Genomic DNA, 17,277 nt, shown 5'->3' with positions numbered 1-17,277 from the left:
CGTCACTGGTACGCGCCGCTGGCCAGCGCGCCGAGCAGGCGCGCGACCACGCTGAGCCCGGTCGGGGTGTCGAGCAGGTCGGCCGGCCGCTGTCCGCCCAGCGCCGCCTGCGGCTGCTCGATCCAGTGGCCGAGCCAGCGCGCCGCGTCGAAGTCGGGCGCGGCCGGATCGGTGCTGTCGTCGACGATGTCGCGGGCGATGCCGAGCAGGTGGATCAGCCCCAGCGCGGCCTGGCCGCTGGCGCCGGTGATGCGCGCCTGCTGCGCGGCCTTGGCCTCGGCGGTGGCCTTGGCGATGCCGAGGATGTCGAACATGCGCACCGCCGGCAGGTCCATGTCGCTGGCCATGTGCTTGACCATGCGCGCCGGCACGCCTTCGCGCTCGGCCTCGACCCGCTGCAGCGGGGTCGCCGTGCGCAGGTAGGCGACATAGCCGTTGAGCGTGGCCGGGGCGCCGTAGGCCTCAGCGGCGAGCGGCTCCTTGACCGACAACGAGCGCTTGGAGGTCGGCAGCGGATAGGCGGCGGCGTCGCGCACGCTGCGCGCGGCCTCGCGGCGGCCGCGCGACGGGGCGGCCTTGGCCGGCTTGGCGCTGGCTTCGGCGGCGCCCTTGGCCGGGGTGGGCGGCTTGGCGGGTTTGCTCACGGCTGGGTTTCCGTCTTGATCTGGACGGATCATAGCTCAAAACAATACGGGTGTCTCAAGCCGTCTCCGCGCGCCCAGCCTGGCGGCCGCGGGTCGCGGGTGCTGCGACCCGGGAACGCGATAGTGTCCTGGCGGGCCGGGTCAGAGCCTGCAGCCGACACGAAACGGCACGCCCACGATTGATATGCTGCGCCCCCGGCGATGGGGCGCGCGGCCGGCCGGGCGCCCCGTCCGCGTATTCGTATCGGTCCACGTCCCCGTCCGGCATGCTGTACAGCGGTATCGCGCCCTCACCGTTTCGTTTTCGGAGTCGTCATGAATTGCAAGTCGCGGATCCTCGGTTCCAGCCTGGGGTTGTTGCTCCTCATCGCCCCGCACGCCGACGCCCAGAAGCGGCGCGCGCAACAACAACCGCCGAAGGACAACGCGACTTACACGGCCGCCCTGGCCCGTTCCGCCGAGACCTGCCCGGAGCATTCCGAGCAGCGCACCCGTCCGGGCGTGGTCGCCGTGCCGGCGGCCGCGCTGAAGGTGCTGGAGTCGCGCGGCTACGCGCTGTGCCCCGACACCCGCCTGGACACCACCACGCCGGTGGTGTGGTACGGCAAACAGGGCGTGTTCGCCTGGAACCCGGCCAGCGCCGGCGCGCCGAAGATCCTCGCCGCCCAGGCGGCGGCCTATGCACGCAGCGAAGAGTTCCCGAGCGCGACGGTGGTGTGGAAGTCCAACGGCAAGCTCGCCGAAGGCGCGCTGGTGCCGTCGTTCCGCAAGCGCTGAACCCGGGCGCCGCGCCGGTCCCGCGACGCGCGCGGCCGGCGTTCGCGAACGCATCCGGCGGCGTGCGCCGCGGCTTCGTGAACGCGAGCTACACCGATCTCGCCGCAACGGCGCGAGCAACGGAAATTTAATTCTCCTGCGGCCGCGCTACTCGCTATCGTCGGCCGACCCGATCCGCGCGCAACCAGACGCCGGCATCGCCGGCGCGGCGTTCGCGAACGCGGGCCTTGCATGCGCGATCTTCGCCGATGCGATCCGCGCCGGCGCAGCCTTCGCGAACGCAGCCTTCGCAAGCGCAGTCCTGGCAAACGCAGCTCTCGCGAGCGCGAAGCAGGCACGCCGGCCAGCCGTCGCCAAGCGCGTCGGCGCGCATCGGGTTCGCGTGCGCGCACCACGTGCGATCCGCGAGCCGCGCCCGTAACCGCTTCTCCGCAATCGCTCCTGCGCAATCGCCGCGCATCGCCGGCGCCCGCTTCGTTGCGGGCGCACGCGCCTTGCCTCGTGCGTGCCGGCACCGGTATCCGAACAAGACGCATGCACGCCGACGAGTCCCCGCCCGAATTGCCGCTGCGCCTCGCCGCCGCCTTGGTCGCGCTGGCCTCGACGGGATTCATGGTGTGGTTGCTGATGCGCATACCGTCGCCGCTGCCGCCGGCGCAGGAACTCGACGTGGTGCTGATCGAGCGGATCGCGCCCGCGCCCCGCACCGTGCCCGAATCCGCATCGGTCCCCGAATTCGAATCCGAATCCCAATCCGAACCAATGCCGCAGCGGGCGTCGCCACGCAGCGACGCCTCGGCGACCGATCGCGCGCCCGCCACGCCCGCAAGGCCGGCGGCCGCGAACCCATCGCCCGCGCACGGCAAGGCCGCGCCTGCCGCGCGGCTGTACACCGCCGAGGGTCGTCCCGCGCTCGCCGCCGATCCCGACTTCGATCCGATCAAGCGCAAGGCCTACGCGCCGGGCAGCGACGAAGATCCCAACGCGGCCAAGGTCCGAAACGCGTTCGAACGCAAGAATCCGCTGCCGTCGCAAGGCGGCGGCTTCGACGGCTGGGCCAGTGACGGCACCCTCGGCGAAGCCTTGGTCGAAAGCGCGCAAAAGCGCCTGCAGAAAATCGTCGACAAACTGCCCGGCCGCAAACAGGTGCAGGAAGTCGTCGCGCGGCCGCCGCCGCCGGTGCGGTTCAACCCGGCCCTGCACGAGCGCCCATCAGACTTGGGCAGCGAGGCCACCGGCGATGCCTACAAAGCCGCGCCGATCGCGTTCGAGCGCGCCCCGGGCCTGGGCGGCCAGGCCAGCGCGCGCATCCGCGCCGCCATCGGCGAACTGGAACAGCGCCGCCGCGGCTGCGACCTCGAACGCCTGCGCACGCTGCTGGCGCCGGCGCTGAGCGGGCTGGACGAACTGCAACGCATCGAACGCGCTTACGCCTCCGGCGCCGACACGGTGAGCGCCGAACAACTGCTGCCGCGCTCGGCCGACCTGGCCTACGACCGCGCGCGCCGGGCGATCTGGTACGCCGACCAGCGCAGCGCGGACTGCGCCAAGCCGTAGCGCGCCGGCAGTGCTCGCGCAAAGCGCCCGAGTCGCTCTCGTGGGAGGGGCTTCAGCCCCGACGCTCTGCGCTCCGTTCGCCGGCCTCTTCGAGGCGTTCGCCGCGATCCGGCGAAAAGCGCACCGCAGCGCTCGCGCAAACCGCCTGAGTCGCACGATTTGCTTCTCGTGGGAGGGGCTTCAGCCCCGACGCTCTCCGCTCAATTCGCCGGCATCTTCAAAGCGTTCGCTGCGGCCCGGGCGAAAAACGTCGGGGCTGAAGCCTCTCGCAAGTCCACCGCGAACCAGCCACAGCCACGCCCAACCGGCACCGCGAACACCGCCGCGACCGACCGCTTACCCATCCCCGCGCGCTGCCGTATGCTGCGCGCTCCCACCTTGGAGCGAAACACACGTGGATCTGGAAACGATCGGTGAAGTGGTGCAAATCGACGACGTGCAGGAAGTGAACCAGCGCCTGCAGGACGGCTGGGTCGTCCTCGCCGTGGCCCCCGGCACCAAGGCCGGCGGCGAGCCCTGGCTGCGCTACTCGATGGGCCTGCCGTACGAGGACGAGGAAGACGAGGACGAAGAGGAAGGCGACGAAGAAGAGGAAGACGAGGACGAATAAGTCCCGCCTCCGCGCCGGTCCCGCGCCGCGCGCAGCCGCGCGCGAGCGCGCTCGCGACGCACGACGAAGGCCGGCCCATGCCGGCCTTTCGTTTGCTCAGGCCCGCTCGCTGCGCGCGCGCAGCAGCGCCGAGAAACCCAGGTACGCCCACAACGCCAGCACCGCGGCGAGCCACGCCAGGCCCCAGCCGAAGCACTTCTTGGCGAAGTCGAGGAACGGAAACGAATTGCCGATCAAGGTGCCGTCCATGCGCGGCAGCACCTCGGCGCGCCAGAAATCCAGATAGGTCGATACGCCCAGCCAGATCGGGAACAGCCAGCCGGCGGAGAACACCGCGACCAGCGCGCTCGACAGTCTGCGTTTCCAGTTCATCCCAGCCCTCCATGGGCGATGGCGGATACTAAAAAGACCGGTCGCCCGCTTCGGCTGGCCTTCGCCGCGACCGAATGATTCGAGCCTGTCTGGCGCAAGCGGGCAGCGCCGGTCGGTCGATGCAAGCGACTGGGAATCAGGTTAGCCGATCCGCATCGATCTCAGATACCCGAAGATATTCTCCGGCCCGGGCCGCTCGATTCGGCTTCGCCATGCGCGCGCCGATCCGCTCCTCGACCCCGGATTCGAGCCAGCCACCGCCGGGGATTCGCCGACGCCCTCGGCGGAATTCCGGCGGATGTCGCCGGCGCGAAGCGCAGCCGAGCGCCGCCGCCAGCGCAGCGGCATCTCTACGTCGACGGCGCAGCGCCGCCCGCCATGGCGGTGTCCGCGCTCTCACTGTGCGCCGCGCCGGTGGAACGCTTAGACGCGTTGCGCGAGAGAACCCGGCCAGCGCAAGTCCAGCGCCCGTGCGTATGCACGGACGAATTTCGACGGCGGCTCCAGTACACGATGGACCGCCCGCCAGCCGAATCGGCCTGTGATGTCAATCGCTGTCGGCGGCTTGCTTCGATGCCAACGTCTCGGCGCCATGAATCGCTCATGGCTTAACGACGTGTCCCGGGAGAACGAGATGGAGTCGAACACGAAAGGAAGCCTGTCGCCGAAGCCAAGGTTCTGGGCGCACGCGCTGTCGCGCGCCGCACGAATCTCTCGATCGTTGTACGCCGCGTCGGTTTTTGCCGCGTGTGCGTTGACCGCGGCGCCGGCGCTTGCGCAAAACCCGATGGAAGAGTCCGCCGCGCGCAGCATCGGCTACATGGATTGCGTGATCCGGACAGAGGCGGCGACGATCGATACCGCGGTCGTGGCCTTGGTCGAAAAGTGCCATTACAAGCTGGACCAGCCGGTCGCCGATGTGATCGCGGAATTGTCCGCGGTGCTTCCGCTCGACGACACCGCGCCGCTCGCCGAGCAACTCGCCCCGATCAAAGACCGGTTCACCGACGCGCAGTTCGAATACTTCGTCGAGATGGACGCGATTTTGGATGCGGCCGTATCCACCGATGAACTCGGCGCGAGCCTGGCCAAGCTGGAAGAGCGCGCGCTCAAGTCGCTGGGGCGATCGAAGGAAGACCTGAAGGTCCTGGAGGGAATCAGCTTCGCCAGATACTCCGTCGAATTGCTGTCGGGCTACAAGGAAACCGAGGCGGTTTTCCAGGACAAGGGATGCTGCAGATTTCTTCGCGGCGTGGTCCGTGTCGCGCGCGCCGTCATCGCGGGGGTGGAGTCCGGAGGCACGGTGGGCGGGATCGTGGCCGGGGTCAAGGCGATCGCCAGGGAGATCATTCGTCCGGGCTGAGCGCGTTGCGGAGTCTTCGATCGCTCGATAACGAGCGCGGCGCGCGGTCGTGGTCGATCGCGACGGCGCGGGGTGACAGGGGCCGGCCGAACTGGGCCGGCCCTTTCGCAGGTGCGGGTTCGCGATCGGATGATTTGGCGGCGCTACGCATCCGTGTCTAAGCGGCGTCCGCCGATGCCGCGACGTGCGAGAAAACCCGCGCTGTCGCGCCGGTCTGACGCTTTCGCTGTCTTTGTTGCCCAGGCTCGTCGATGGGGCGGCGCATCAAGCGTCAGGCGAGTACGTGCCCGCGCTGGGGCCGACGGGTGGGGCGATTCTGGCCGGCACGCTCGGTGCCGACGGCGCTGCGTGGAAGGGCTTGGATCGACCGGCACGATCCCAAGGTCGCCGAGGGCGGCCAGCGCATGGAGCGATCGGCGAGTCGGCTGGGTTGGTCGAGAAGCGGTGGCGCGTAGCGCGCCGAGAGAGTGCGTTCATGGTCGCGCCATGGCCATGCGCTGGGGCGGGGCCGGGCGGGACCGGGCCGCACGACAGGCACAAAAAAGGCCGGAAACCCTCGATATCGAGATGTTTCCGGCCTGTTCCGGACCCTTGCGGATCGACTGATGGTGGAGGTGGGCGGAATCGAACCGCCGTCCGAAGGCACTCCATCCCCGGCACTACATGCTTAGCGCTCCGTTGAGTCTCGTCCCGGGACAGCACGGCGCGCAAAGCGCATCCAAGGACCAGCCTGCTATAGGTTGACCGGGAGCTGGCAGGCGGCGGCTCCCGGCGATTCCGTGATAGTGACCCTACGCTGCGAGCACGGACACAAGCAGTTTCGGGGCTTACGCCTTAAGCGGCGAGAGCGTAGTTGTCGTCGTTGGCAACTAGAGTTTTGCAGCTGGATTTACGAGGAAAGCTACCCCCTCGGCATGCGCCAAGCGATTTCGCGACCCCCGTCGAAGCCAGTGCACCCCCGGGGAAACTGCGTTACAGCGCTGACCCGTTCAGTATAGGGGCTGCGCGCCGGTTCTCAAGTCCGGCGGCGAAAGCGGTGGGGTGGCGGTCAGGCGCGGCGGTTGGGGCAGGGCCTTCAGGCCCGGCGCTTTTCCATCAGCTCGCCGCGAGCCGAGCGGAAAGCATCGGGCCTGAAGGCCTTCCCACGGAAGCGAAGAAGGCCTTGCGGCAGAGCGCGCGCGACGAAACGGCGCGTGGCTCAGTTGCCGTCGAGCAACTCGATCAGCGCGCGGCGCTTCTTGCGCGAGAGCTTGCGCATCAGGCCCATCAGCCGCAGTTCGTCGGGATCGCTGTACTTGGCGGCATTCTCGCGCACCGACAGCGATTTGCCTTCGATGGTGCCGCGGCCGGTGGCCAGCCATTCGAAGCTGACGTGCTGCTGCACCGCGATCTGCAGCATGCGCTCCAGTTCGGGCAGGGCGAGGCCGACCAGCCATTTGCGCGCGGTCTCGCGGCTGACGTCGTAGTAGGCGGAGAGGGCGCCGGTGCGGGCCCGGCCCTTGGCGAATCCGGAGAAGTCCAGGGCCTGGTGCAAACGGTTGGCGAATTCTTGATGGGGCGCGTTGGTCATAGGTCTCGCCGGAGCATCCTGCAGGGCTAAACGTGGGCGCCGGGTCCGGGTCCGGCGCAGGGCCGGGGGCGGAGAAAGAGCGCAACTCATTGTTGCGTATTCTCGCGTAAAAAGATCACTCTTTTTGCTTGTTGAAAAGAGCAATTTCGAATGGTAATTTGATCGTGCATGGATGCACGCAAGGAACGACCATGGAAGGGCTGAACCGCAGCAACGGCAATACCTGGGCGCATGGCCGCCGCTACCGCGTCCGCGAAGGCCGCGAGGCCTCGCAGCAGAGTCCGCAAAACGGAAGCCGCGTCACGAACGCGGCCGAATCGCAGGTTGAAAGTGCGGAGGAAAACTCCGCCGGAAGTGGTAACGGGCGCGACCGGCGGCGCGCGCTGCCGAGCGCGCCGCCGAATCCTATCGAACGTTATATCGCCTGCTTCGACACGGTGCGAGCGGCTGCGGATGCGGCCGGGGTGTCCACGGCCATGCTGCGGCGGATGCGTTCGCGCGGGCATGTCTCGACCCGGCAGCGGGCCTTGCTGATGGCGCGCGCCTGCGGATTCCGGCTGGCGCCGGCGGAGCTGCTGGCATTGCCGCAGGCGGGGCCGTGAGCGCGGCGGGCGCGGTGCTGGCGGGGGCGGTGCTGGCCGGCGTGGGGCTGGCGGCCGCAGCGCCGCCGGCGCTGGCGTGGCTGTGGTCGGCGTTGGCGGTCGGGGCCGTGTTCGCGGCGGCGGCGCTGGCCGGTTGGCGCTGGGGCGCGCGGCGGGCGTCGCGGGCGCGGCTGGCGGCGCGCGCCGACCGCAACGGGCGCGAGCTGCTGCGTCTCGCCGATGAGATCGAGGCCTATCTGGCGCAGCGGCAGTGCGAGGGCGCGCCGGTGCTGGCGCAGCGGCATTGGCCGCGGCTGTGCCGGCGCCTGGCGCTGGAGCACCTGGACTGCATCAATCGGCTGATGCTGGAAGGGCTCATGCTCGACGGCGTTGCGCCGGATTAGCCGGTCCCGTCACGCCCCGCGGCCCGCGTCCGCGGCGACGGCACGCGCTGCGACGGCGCCTGCGCTGGTGACGGCGATGGAGAACGAAGGACGGAGCCAGGGCAGGGCGGCTGCCTGTGCATCGTCGGTGGCGTGGAGCCACCGCGATGGGCCTGTCCGGGTGCGGCTTGTATGCTTAGGCCGATGACGACGACCGATCCGGCCGCCCGCGCCGCTCCGCCGAACGAACCGGACCCCGCGCCGGATTTTGCCGATGTCTCCGGGCTGCTGCCGCGTCGCGGCTACGTGCTCGCGTTCATCGTGTTCATCGTCGCCCTGGTGCTGGTGTTCACCGCCTGGCGGGTCGCGCGCGACCGCGAGCAGCGCTCGGCCCAGGTCGAGTTCATCGGCCGCACCGCCCAGGTCACCGAATTGCTGCAACAGCGCCTGGTCAACTTCGAACTGGTCGCGCGCGGCGGCGTGTCCTTGTTCGCCTCGGTGCAGCGGCCGACCGCGGCGCAGTGGAAGGCCTATGTCGAGGGCATGAACCTGCAGCGCCGGTTTCCCTCGACCCTGGGCCTGGGCTTCACCGGCTACGTGCCGCAGCGCCTGCTGGTGCAGTTGCAGAACGAATGGCGCGATGCCGGCTACGGCCTGTTGACGGTGCGCCCGTTCGGCCAGCGCGAGGTGTACGGGCCGATCCTCTACCTGGAGCCGAGAACCGCGGCCAACGTCGAGGTGATCGGCTACGACATGTTCTCCGAGCCGGTGCGGCACGCGGCGATGGAGGCGGCGCTGGAGTCCGGGCAGGCGCGCCTGTCGGGCAAGATCGATCTGTTGCAGGACAAGCACGACGGCATCCGCAGCACCGGCCTGCTGCTGGTGCTGCCGGTCTACCTCGGCGGCGGCCGGCCGTTGAGCCCGAGCCTGCGCCGGGCCGAGATGCAGGGCTGGGTGTACGTGCCGTTCCGGCTGCAGACGTTCGTCGATACCTCGCTCGCCGAGGGCCACAAGGACCTGCGTTTCCGCATCTTCGACGAGAGCGGCGGCGGCAATGCCCTGCTGTTCGAGACTCCCGGGGCCAAGCCGCGGCAGCCGGCGGCGTTCCTGCACAAGACCACGTTCGAGGTCTACGGCCGCACCTGGCGGATCGAGTACGAATCGGCGCCGATCGAGCAGGCGGTGCCGCGCATGGAAGGCCTGCGCAACATGTTCGCGCTCGGCATCTTCACCGCGCTGCTGTTGTACGGCATCGCCCTGGTGCTGGCCCACACCGAGTCGCGCGCGCGCCAGATCGCGATGCGCATGACCGAGGACTTCCGCCGCAGCGAGGCGCGCTTCCGCAGCGCGATGCAGTATTCGGCGATCGGCAAGGCCCTGCTCGACAGCGAGGGCCGCATCGTCGACGCCAACCCGGCGCTGGCGGCGATCGTCGGGCTGTCGCGCGCGCAACTGCTGGACCAGCGTTTCGACGGTTTGCTCGAAGACGAGGAGACCGACGCGCACGCCGCGGACGAGGAGCGCAACGAAGAGGACGGCGTGCATCGCGCCACCCGCCGCCTGCGCCGCCAGCACGGGGTGGCGCGGCAGGTGCAGCTGACCTATTCGCCGGTGCCGGGCAAGGTCGGCCAGGACATCACCGGCCTGGTCCAGGTCGAGGACGTCACCGAGCGGCTGCGCGCGGAAGCGCGGGTGCACGCGCTCAACCGCACCCTGGAGGCGCGCGTGGCGCTGCGCACGCGCGAGCTGAGCCAGGCCAACCAGGAGCTGGAGGCGTTCGCCTACAGCGTCTCGCACGACCTGCGCGCGCCGCTGCGGGCGATCGACGGGTTCAGCCGCATCCTCGGCGAGAAGTACGCCGACCGCCTCGACGAATCCGGCCGCGGCTACCTGGCGCGGGTGCGCAAGGCCGCGTCGCGCATGGGCGACCTGATCGACGCATTGCTGAAGATGTCGCGCCTGACCCGCAGCGAGCTCAAGCACGAGAACGTCGACCTGAGCCGCATCGCCGGCGAGGTGGTCGAGGAGTTGCGCGTCGGCGAGCCGCAGCGCGCGGTCGAGGTGCGGATCGCGCCGGGGCTGCAGGTGGTCGGCGACGCTTCGCTGCTGCGCAACCTGCTCGGCAATCTGCTCGGCAACGCCTGGAAGTTCACCCGCGACCGCGATCCGGCGACGATCGAGTTCGGCCTCGCCGACACGCCCGGCGGCGGGCGCGAGTTCTTCGTGCGCGACAACGGCACCGGTTTCCCGCAGGCCTATGTCGACAAGCTGTTCCGGCCGTTCCAGCGCCTGCACAGCGTGGAGGATTTCGCCGGGCACGGGATCGGGCTGGCCTCGGTCAAGCGCATCGTCGAGCGCCACGGCGGGACGATCCGCGCCGAGGGCAGCGAGGGCGAGGGCGCGGCGTTCTATTTCACCTTGCCGGGCGGTGGGCACGGCGGGTGAGGCGGGGGGCGTCGGTAGTTGAGTTTTCGCGGTCGCGAACGGGGCTGCTTTTACCCGACGCGCCTCACGCGTCGCGGTTGTGCCGCCGCATGACCCGCTGCTTCTCGCGCTCCCAGTCGCGTTCCTTGCTGGCTTCGCGCTTGTCGTGGCTCTGCTTGCCCTTGGCCAGCGACAGTCCGGCCTTGACCCGGTTGCCCTTCCAGTACAGCGCGGTCGGGATCACGGTGTAGCCGTCGCGCTGGACGCGGCCGATCAGGTTGTCGATCTCCTTGCGGTGCAGCAGCAGCTTGCGGCTGCGGCGTTCCTCGGCGACGACGTGGGTGGAGGCGGAGATGAGCGGGACGATCTGCGCGCCGATCAGGTAGATCTCGCCGCGCAACACCACCGCGTAGGCGTCGGTGATGTTGGCGCGTCCGGCGCGGATGGACTTGAGCTCCCAGCCCTGCAGCTCCAGGCCGGCTTCGAAGTTCTCTTCCAGGTGGTATTCGTGGCGGGCGCGCTTGTTCTGCGCGATGGTGCCGCCGGCGCCGCCCTTTGCTTTATCCTTGGCGGTCTTGTTGTTTGTCTTGGCCATACCCGATTGTCTCCGATCCGGAGGCGGTTTGAGTAGCCGGCCGGCGGGGTGGGAGCGGCGCGGGGTCGATTTGCCGGCCCGCGATGGCCGAGAATCGACCGGCGTGGCCGCCGCGCGTTGCCGATGCGGGCGGTCCGGCCGAGTTCCATCGAATCAGGCCGGATCAGGCTGAATTAAGCCGAATCCGGCCGAGCCCGGTTGAAACCCGCGCTGCGATCCCAATAAGCGAGAACGATGCCTACCATCCGCCGCTCCGCCTTGGTCGAACATTCCGCCGCGCGCATGTTCGCGCTGGTCAACGACGTCGCTGCCTATCCGCGCCGCTTCGACTGGTGCGAGGCGGCGCAGATCCTGGAGGCCGACGCGACCCACATGGTCGCGCGGCTGGACCTGGGCCTGGGCGCGCTGCGGACCTGGTTCACCACCCACAACGCCTTGTCGCCGCCGCACCACATCGAACTCAAGCTGGTCGACGGGCCGTTCCGCAAGCTCGGCGGGCGCTGGGAGTTCCATGCGCTCGACGAGTCGGCGTGCAAGGTCACCCTGACCCTGGAGTTCGAGCCGGCGGTGAAGCTGCTGGGGCCGGCGATGGCGCTGGGGTTCCAGAGCCTGGCCGACCGCATGGTCGACGATTTCGTCCGCGTCGCCGATCGCGGCGCCGAGCCGGCGCCGCCGGCCGAAGTCGCCGCGCCGGCGCCGGACGCAGGCAACGCGCCTGCATGAAAGTCGAGGTGGTCCGCGCCTGGCCGCGACGCTTCCAGCTGATGAGCCTGGAACTGGCCGAGGGCGCGACCCTGGGCCAGGCGGTGGCGGCGGCCGGGTTCGACGGCGATGCTGAGGCGGTGGGCTATGCGGTGTTCGGCGTGCGCGCCGGCGCCGACACGGTGCTGCGCGAGGGCGACCGGGTGGAGTTGCTGCGGCCGCTGCAGGTCGATCCCAAGGACGCGCGCCGGCGGCGCGCGGAAGAGCGGCCGCTCAAGAAGAAGTGAGGCCGGCGCGCGGTCGCGGCTGTTGTGGGAGGGCCTTCAGGCCCGATGCCGTCCGCTCGGATCGCTGCGACCTGAAACAAAAGCGTCGGGCCTGAAGGCCCTCCCACAGCAGCCCGAGGGCATCGGGTCCGAAGGCCTGGCCGCAGCGGCTTGCGGAGCGTCGGGCCCGAACGTCCTGGCGCGGCCCGGAAACGCAACAGCCGCCTTGCGGCGGCTGTCGTCGGCGGAGCGGACGCGCGCCTCAGCGGCGCTTCTTCTTGTCCTTTTCCTTGGCCAGGTTGCGGCCGAACTGCTTGACCGAGGCCGCGGCGATTTCCTTGTCCTGCTCGGGGAAGTAGTCGCCTTCCCACTTGGTCAGCGCGTCGTTCTCGAACCACAGGGTCAGGTTCTTGCGCGCGGTATGGCCGAGGCGGTCGACGCGCTGGGTCGAGGTGTAGTCCCAGCGGTTCTGGTGGAACGGGTCCTCGATCGACGGCGTGCCGATCAGCACCTGCACCTGCTGCTTGCTCATGCCGGCCTGGAGTTGGTCGACCGCGGTCTTCTCGAGCAGGTTGCCCTGATAGATGGGCTGCTTGTAGATGATGCCGCAGCCGGAAGTGACCAGGGCGAGCGAGAGAACGAGCAGGAGCTTACGCATCGGATAGGGTGTCTGCGGCAGTCGAAGGCAACGGGCCCGATGATACACTGAAGCCCGACCCCACCAAGGGCGGATCGCGGCGCGGGGCGGCCCCTCGCGTTCATCCGCCATTCCGGCCCGCCCGCCCAGTGCGCCCTTCGCGGCGACGGCCAGCCGGTCTCCATCCGGACCGGCCCGCGCCGGTCCAAAGTCATCGAAGGGACGTACCCCCATGGAATCTCAGGACCTGCGCAACGCCGGACTCAAGGTCACCCATCCGCGCATGCGGATCCTCGAGTTGCTGGAGAGCGCCAAGCCGCGGCACATGACCGCGGAAGACATCTACCGGATGTTGCTGGAGAAGGGCGAGGACATCGGCCTGGCCACGGTCTACCGGGTGCTGACCCAGTTCGAATCGGCCGGGCTGGTGCTCAAGCACAACTTCGAGGCCGGCCAGTCGGTCTACGAGCTCGACCGCGGCCATCACCACGACCACATGGTCGACATCGACAGCGGCAAGATCATCGAGTTCGAAAGCTCGGAGATCGAGGAGCTGCAACGCAAGATCGCGGCCGAGCACGGTTACCTGATCGAGGAACATTCGCTGGTGCTGTACGTGCGCAAGAAGCGGTGATTGGCGGGACCGGGGACCCGGGACCGGGGACCCGAAAGCGAAAGGCCCGTCGGATGCGACGGGCCTTTCGCTTTTTGCGATGCAGGTTTTCAGTTGAGCACGTGGCGTCAGTTCGAACCCGATCATGCTTTCCCCGGTCCCCGGTCCCCGGTCCCCGGTCCCCGCCTCACCCCACATCGGCCAGCAAGCGCCGCGCTGCCGCGCGCACTTCTTTCGTCAGCTCCACGCCGCCGAGCATGCGCGCCAGTTCTTCCTCGCGCTGCTTGGACGCCAGCACCTGCACCGCGCTCTGGGTGACGCCTTCGCTGGCGGCCTTGGCGACGCGGTAGTGGGCGTGGCCCTGGGCCGCGACCTGGGCCAGGTGGGTCACGCACAGCACCTGGCGGCTGCCGCCCAAGGCACGCAGCTTTTGACCGACTATTTCCGCCACGGCGCCGCCGATGCCGGTGTCGACTTCGTCGAACACCATGGTCGGCACCGCGTCCAGGCCGAACGCGGCGACTTCGATCGCCAGCGAGATGCGCGAGAGCTCGCCGCCGGAGGCGACCTTGCGCAGCGGCCGCGGCGGTTGGCCGGGGTTGGCGGCGACCATGAACTCGACGCGTTCGGCGCCGTTCGGGTCGGGCCGGTCGTCTTCCTGCGGCTCGATCTCGACGGCGAAGCGGCCGCCGCCCATGCCCAGTTCGCCGATCAGTTCGGTGGTGCGCGCCGACAGCGAGGCGGCGGCGTCGCGGCGGGCGCGGCCGAGCGCGTCGGCGGCTTGGCGCCAGCGCTTGCGCGCGGCGCCGATCTCGGCGTCGAGCGCGTCCAGGCGTTCGCCGGCGCCGCGCAGTTGTTCCAGTTCGGCGCCGACGCCGTCGCGGGTGGCGGCCAGTTGTTCGGGCGCGACCCGGTGCTTGCGCGCCAGTTCGTGCAGGCGGCCGAGCCGGGCTTCGATGCGTTCGAATTCGGCCGGGTCGAGGTCGAGATCGTCGCGCACGCGGTCGAGCAGGCTCAACGCCTCGTCGACCTGGATCGCGGCGTTGTCGAGCATGGCGTCGACTTCGGCCAGGCGCGGTTCGTGCTCGGCGACCCGCTGCAGGTCGCCGCGCACTTGCTGCAGGGTGCGGGTCAGCGAGGGACCTTCGTCGCCGCCGATGCGCGCGAACGCGCCTTCGCAGGCGGCGATCAGGCCGGCGGCGTGGGCGTGGCGGCGATGGTCGGCATTGAGCTTGGCGATGGCCTCGGGTTCCAGCGCCTCGCGTTCGAGTTCGGCGTGCTGGTGTTCGAGCCAGCCGATGCGGTCGGAGACGTCGCCCTGGGCGACCAGCCCGTCGCGTTCGCGCAGCAGCGCGCTCCAGGCGCGCGCGGCCTGGGCGACCGGCTCGCGCGCGGCCTCATGGCGGCCGTAGGCGTCGAGCAGGTCGAGCTGGCTGGCGCGGGTGAGCAGGGCCTGGTGTTCGTGCTGGCCGTGGATCTCGACCAGGCGCGAGGCCAGCTCGCCGAGTTGGCTCAGGGTGACCGGGCGACCGTTGACCCAGGCGCGCGAACCGCCGTCGGCGCGGATCACCCGGCGGATCTGGCAGATCGGGGCGTCGCCGTCGCCGGTTTCGTCGAGTTCGTTCTCGGCCAGCCAGGCGGTGGCGAGCGGGGCGTCGTCGAGGGTGAAGTCGGCGACCAGCTCGGCGCGGTCGGCGCCGTGGCGGACCACGCCGCTGTCGGCGCGCAGGCCGCTGAGCAGGCCGAGCGCGTCGACCAACAGCGACTTGCCGGCGCCGGTTTCGCCGGAGATGACGGTGAGGCCCGGGCCGAAGCTGAGCTCGGCGGCAGTGACGACGGCGAATTGCTTGAGCGATAGATGGGCGAGCATGCGGCGGCGATTGTGCCTGGGAGGGGGCGTGGCTGGGAATGGGCGCGCGGCGGGCGCGAGGGTAGGGAGAGGGTGTATCAGCGCGTGAGACGCGGGCGGGCGTCGGTCGGGGGCGTCAGTATGGCCGCAGTCGATGACGCGGGGTCGGGGTGGGCGGCCACGGCAGCCACCGCGGCCGCCACCACCAACGCCCACGATCCCATTCCCGCTCGCAACCCGACCCGCCCGCTTGCACCCGGCCGCCGCCGCGCATATATCGCCTGCATGAACCGCCGAGCCAACGACCCCGCCCTCGACCCGCGCGCGCGCCAGCTGTTGCGCGCGCTGATCGGCCGCTACATCCACAGCGGCGAGCCGGTCGGGTCGCAGACCCTGGCCCGGCATGCCGGCCTGGACGTCAGCGCGGCGACGATCCGCAACATCCTGTCCGACCTGGAAGAGGCCGGCCTGCTCAGCGCGCCGCACACCTCGGCCGGGCGCATCCCCACCGCCCAGGGCTACCGGCTGTTCGTCGATTCGTTGCTGCAGGTGCGGCCGCTGCCCGAGGGCGAGGTGGCGCGGCTGCGCAGCGAACTGCCGCCCGGTTCGGGCACCCAGGCCCTGCTCGGCAGCGCGTCGGAGCTGCTGTCGGCGATGACCCACTTCGTCGGCGTGGTCAGCGTGCCTAAGCGCGAGCAGTTCGCGTTCCGCCGGATCGAGTTCGTGCCGCTGGACGCGCAGCGGGTGCTGGCGATCCTGGTGTTCGCCGACCAAGAGGTGCAGAACCGCATCATCCAGACCCGCCGCCCGTTCGAGGCCGGCGAGCTGGAGCGGGTCGGCAACTACCTCAACACCCACTTCGCCGGCCGGCCGGTGGCCGAGATCCGCGCCAGCCTGCTGCTGGAGCTGCGCAACGCCCAGTCGGAGATGCAGGCGCTGCTGGCGCAGTCGATGGAGCTGGCCGAGCAGGCGCTGGCGCCGGACAGCGACGACATGGTCCTGGCCGGGCAGACCCGGCTGATGGGCGTGCAGGAACTGGCCGACCTGGACCGGCTGCGCGAGCTGTTCGAGGCCTTCGCCCGCAAGCGCGAGATCCTGCAACTGCTCGAACGCACCGTGCGCGCGCCGGGCATGCGCATCTTCATCGGCGAGGAAACCGGGCTGGCGCCGCTGGAAGGGGTGTCGTTGGTGACCGCGCCCTACGGCGCCGGCGGACGGGTGCTGGGCGTGCTCGGGGTGATCGGGCCGACCCGGATGGCGTACGAACGGGTGATCCCGGTAGTGCAGGCCGCGGCCGACGCGCTCGGCGACGCGTTCCAGGCGGGCGAGGGGGCGGTGGGCGAGGGCGAGTAGGCCCGGCGTCGCGGCGAATCCTTCAGGCCCGAAGCTTTTGTGGGAGGGCCTTCAGGCCCGAGGCTTTTCGGTCGGATCGCGGCGATCGGGCACAAGAGCGTCGGGCCTGAAGGCCCTCCCACAGAAGCGGCCCTCCCACAAAAGCTAGGGCTGGCCCGCCGCTCCAGGCCGATTGTTCCAAAATGCGACGCGAACCGCGCAACTGGGCGCCGATCCCGCACGATCGCCGCAGTTCAACGCCGTTGTCGCGCCGCCATTCGGCCGCCGCCTCTTGAATGCCCGTCCCCGGCCCCCATAGCTGGCCCAGTCGCGGACTGCCGCAAGGAACCAGCATGAACCCAAACGATCCCAACCCCGATGTGAACCGTGAGGCCCAGGACCCGGTGGCCGCCGCCGGCGCGGCGATGTCCGAGGTCGAGGCCCTGCGTTCGGAAATGAACAAGCTGCGCGAGGACTCGCTGCGCGAGCGCGCCGAGCTGGAGAACCAGCGCAAGCGCGTGGTCCGCGATATCGAGATGGCGCGCAAGTTCGCCAACGAGCGCCTGCTCGGCGACTTGCTGCCGGTGATCGACAGCCTGGAGGCCGGCCTGGCCGCCGCCGGCGGCGACGCCAGCGCGCTGCGCCAGGGCATGGAACTGACCCTGCGCCAGCTGCTCAAGGTCGGCGCCGACAACGGCCTGGTCGCGGTCGATCCGGTCGGCCAGCCCTTCAATCCCGAACACCACCAGGCCATGAGCATGGTGCCGGCGCCGGGCGTGGCGCCGAACCACGTGGTCCAGGTCTACCAGAAGGGCTGGCTGCTCAACGAGCGCCTGCTGCGCCCGGCCCTGGTCGTGGTCGCCCAGGACGCCTGAGCCGCCTCCCGCGGGCGTCGCGGCGGGGGCCGCGCGCAAGGCGTCCGCAACGGGAAGCGAATCGGGGTTTTTCAGTACATCGGGGCAGGGCACGGGCGCTTGAACTGCCCGGCACCGGGCCCCAAAT

Annotated in this window: 19 protein-coding genes, 1 other RNA gene and 3 pseudogenes; 15 read left to right on the top strand and 8 right to left on the bottom strand. The window is 70.1% G+C overall.

What is annotated here, in order from left to right; genetic code table 11:
• Positions 1 to 2: 2 nt before the first annotated feature.
• On the bottom strand, positions 3 to 644 hold the full coding sequence (locus RDV84_RS21140; protein ID WP_057947368.1) for an antitoxin Xre/MbcA/ParS toxin-binding domain-containing protein: 642 nt from the start codon (positions 642 to 644) through the stop codon (positions 3 to 5).
• A gap of 315 nt (positions 645 to 959) precedes the next feature.
• Between RDV84_RS21140 and RDV84_RS21135 the strand changes: the two genes are divergently transcribed.
• The 3 genes from RDV84_RS21135 (at position 960) to RDV84_RS21125 (ending at position 3,588) form a co-directional block, all read left to right on the top strand.
• Entirely contained in the window at positions 960 to 1,421 is a 462-nt protein-coding gene (locus RDV84_RS21135; RefSeq protein ID WP_309151492.1) for a hypothetical protein, read from the top strand.
• A gap of 534 nt (positions 1,422 to 1,955) precedes the next feature.
• A complete protein-coding gene (locus RDV84_RS21130; RefSeq protein ID WP_309151491.1) occupies positions 1,956 to 2,978 on the top strand; it encodes a hypothetical protein in 1,023 nt (340 codons plus the stop codon).
• A gap of 394 nt (positions 2,979 to 3,372) precedes the next feature.
• Complete coding sequence (locus RDV84_RS21125; RefSeq protein WP_078998546.1) at positions 3,373 to 3,588, top strand: hypothetical protein; 216 nt, start codon at positions 3,373 to 3,375, stop codon at positions 3,586 to 3,588.
• Positions 3,589 to 3,684: 96 nt separating this feature from the next.
• On the opposite strand, the gene RDV84_RS21120 is transcribed toward RDV84_RS21125, so the two are convergent.
• A complete protein-coding gene (locus RDV84_RS21120; protein ID WP_309151490.1) occupies positions 3,685 to 3,960 on the bottom strand; it encodes a hypothetical protein in 276 nt (91 codons plus the stop codon).
• A 634-nt stretch (positions 3,961 to 4,594) separates the two neighbouring features.
• Between RDV84_RS21120 and RDV84_RS21115 the strand changes: the two genes are divergently transcribed.
• The gene (locus RDV84_RS21115) at positions 4,595 to 5,323 is read left to right on the top strand and encodes a hypothetical protein (protein WP_309151489.1); all 729 of its coding nucleotides are present in this window, start codon (positions 4,595 to 4,597) and stop codon (positions 5,321 to 5,323) included.
• Positions 5,324 to 5,929: 606 nt separating this feature from the next.
• Here the strand turns inward: RDV84_RS21115 and ssrA are convergent.
• Positions 5,930 to 6,283: a transfer-messenger RNA gene (ssrA, locus tag RDV84_RS21110) on the bottom strand.
• A 76-nt stretch (positions 6,284 to 6,359) separates the two neighbouring features.
• On the opposite strand from ssrA, the pseudogene RDV84_RS26965 reads away from it, so the two are divergent.
• A pseudogene (locus tag RDV84_RS26965) lies at positions 6,360 to 6,467 on the top strand (DUF6053 domain-containing protein); the annotation flags it as partial.
• 54 nt (positions 6,468 to 6,521) lie between these two features.
• On the opposite strand, the gene RDV84_RS21105 reads toward RDV84_RS26965, so the two are convergent.
• Positions 6,522 to 6,893 (bottom strand): helix-turn-helix domain-containing protein, encoded by a 372-nt coding sequence (locus RDV84_RS21105; RefSeq protein WP_031373591.1) that lies wholly within the window; start codon positions 6,891 to 6,893, stop codon positions 6,522 to 6,524.
• A gap of 191 nt (positions 6,894 to 7,084) precedes the next feature.
• On the opposite strand from RDV84_RS21105, the gene RDV84_RS21100 reads away from it, so the two are divergent.
• From RDV84_RS21100 to RDV84_RS21090, 3 genes are all read left to right on the top strand, one after another.
• Positions 7,085 to 7,495 carry a hypothetical protein gene (locus tag RDV84_RS21100; RefSeq protein ID WP_057947373.1) on the top strand — a complete coding sequence of 137 codons (411 nt, stop codon included), beginning with the start codon at positions 7,085 to 7,087 and terminating at the stop codon, positions 7,493 to 7,495.
• Positions 7,492 to 7,878 carry a hypothetical protein gene (locus RDV84_RS21095; protein ID WP_309151488.1) on the top strand — a complete coding sequence of 129 codons (387 nt, stop codon included), beginning with the start codon at positions 7,492 to 7,494 and terminating at the stop codon, positions 7,876 to 7,878. Before RDV84_RS21100 ends, RDV84_RS21095 begins: the two co-directional genes overlap by 4 nt.
• 183 nt (positions 7,879 to 8,061) lie before the next feature.
• Entirely contained in the window at positions 8,062 to 10,302 is a 2,241-nt protein-coding gene (locus tag RDV84_RS21090; RefSeq protein WP_309151487.1) for a CHASE domain-containing protein, read from the top strand.
• A gap of 64 nt (positions 10,303 to 10,366) precedes the next feature.
• On the opposite strand, the gene smpB is transcribed toward RDV84_RS21090, so the two are convergent.
• Positions 10,367 to 10,876 carry an SsrA-binding protein SmpB gene (gene smpB / locus RDV84_RS21085; protein ID WP_057947376.1) on the bottom strand — a complete coding sequence of 170 codons (510 nt, stop codon included), beginning with the start codon at positions 10,874 to 10,876 and terminating at the stop codon, positions 10,367 to 10,369.
• 234 nt (positions 10,877 to 11,110) lie between these two features.
• Here smpB and RDV84_RS21080 point away from each other — a divergent pair.
• From RDV84_RS21080 to RDV84_RS26960, 3 genes and pseudogenes are all read left to right on the top strand, one after another.
• A pseudogene (locus RDV84_RS21080) lies at positions 11,111 to 11,533 on the top strand (type II toxin-antitoxin system RatA family toxin); the annotation flags it as partial.
• Positions 11,534 to 11,595: 62 nt separating this feature from the next.
• On the top strand, positions 11,596 to 11,865 hold the full coding sequence (locus tag RDV84_RS21075) for an RnfH family protein (RefSeq protein ID WP_309151486.1): 270 nt from the start codon (positions 11,596 to 11,598) through the stop codon (positions 11,863 to 11,865).
• Between the two features lie 24 nt (positions 11,866 to 11,889).
• Entirely contained in the window at positions 11,890 to 11,940 is a 51-nt protein-coding gene (locus RDV84_RS26960) for a DUF6053 domain-containing protein (RefSeq protein WP_425606361.1), read from the top strand.
• A gap of 166 nt (positions 11,941 to 12,106) precedes the next feature.
• On the opposite strand, the gene RDV84_RS21070 is transcribed toward RDV84_RS26960, so the two are convergent.
• Positions 12,107 to 12,502, bottom strand: a complete 396-nt coding sequence (locus tag RDV84_RS21070; RefSeq protein ID WP_057947379.1) for an outer membrane protein assembly factor BamE — start codon at positions 12,500 to 12,502, stop codon at positions 12,107 to 12,109.
• A 211-nt stretch (positions 12,503 to 12,713) separates the two neighbouring features.
• On the opposite strand from RDV84_RS21070, the gene fur reads away from it, so the two are divergent.
• The gene (fur, locus tag RDV84_RS21065; RefSeq protein ID WP_057947380.1) at positions 12,714 to 13,115 is read left to right on the top strand and encodes a ferric iron uptake transcriptional regulator; all 402 of its coding nucleotides are present in this window, start codon (positions 12,714 to 12,716) and stop codon (positions 13,113 to 13,115) included.
• Between the two features lie 166 nt (positions 13,116 to 13,281).
• Here the strand turns inward: fur and recN are convergent, their stop codons facing one another.
• Complete coding sequence (gene recN / locus RDV84_RS21060; RefSeq protein ID WP_309151485.1) at positions 13,282 to 14,964, bottom strand: DNA repair protein RecN; 1,683 nt, start codon at positions 14,962 to 14,964, stop codon at positions 13,282 to 13,284.
• On the opposite strand from recN, the pseudogene hrcA reads away from it, so the two are divergent.
• A pseudogene (gene hrcA, locus RDV84_RS21055) lies at positions 14,953 to 16,191 on the top strand (heat-inducible transcriptional repressor HrcA); the annotation flags it as partial. The gene recN and the pseudogene hrcA sit on opposite strands and share 12 nt — an antisense overlap.
• Here hrcA and RDV84_RS26955 read toward each other — a convergent pair.
• Positions 16,143 to 16,418, bottom strand: coding sequence for a DUF6053 domain-containing protein (locus tag RDV84_RS26955; protein ID WP_425606362.1), 276 nt, complete (start codon positions 16,416 to 16,418; stop codon positions 16,143 to 16,145). The pseudogene hrcA and the gene RDV84_RS26955 overlap by 49 nt on opposite strands.
• Between RDV84_RS26955 and RDV84_RS26950 the strand changes: the two genes are divergently transcribed.
• Together RDV84_RS26950 and grpE are read left to right on the top strand one after the other, a co-directional pair.
• Positions 16,336 to 16,632, top strand: a complete 297-nt coding sequence (locus RDV84_RS26950) for a DUF6053 domain-containing protein (protein ID WP_425606209.1) — start codon at positions 16,336 to 16,338, stop codon at positions 16,630 to 16,632. The genes RDV84_RS26955 and RDV84_RS26950 overlap by 83 nt on opposite strands.
• Complete coding sequence (grpE, locus tag RDV84_RS21050) at positions 16,629 to 17,150, top strand: nucleotide exchange factor GrpE (RefSeq protein WP_057947383.1); 522 nt, start codon at positions 16,629 to 16,631, stop codon at positions 17,148 to 17,150. The genes RDV84_RS26950 and grpE overlap by 4 nt, the downstream gene beginning before the upstream one ends.
• Positions 17,151 to 17,277 lie beyond the last annotated feature (127 nt).

Origin of the sequence: Lysobacter yananisis (assembly GCF_031199375.1) — a bacterium.
Taxonomy (GTDB): domain Bacteria; phylum Pseudomonadota; class Gammaproteobacteria; order Xanthomonadales; family Xanthomonadaceae; genus Lysobacter; species Lysobacter yananisis.
The sequence above is the reverse complement of the archived record's forward strand: the minus strand, read 5'-3'. Positions and strand labels throughout refer to the sequence as shown.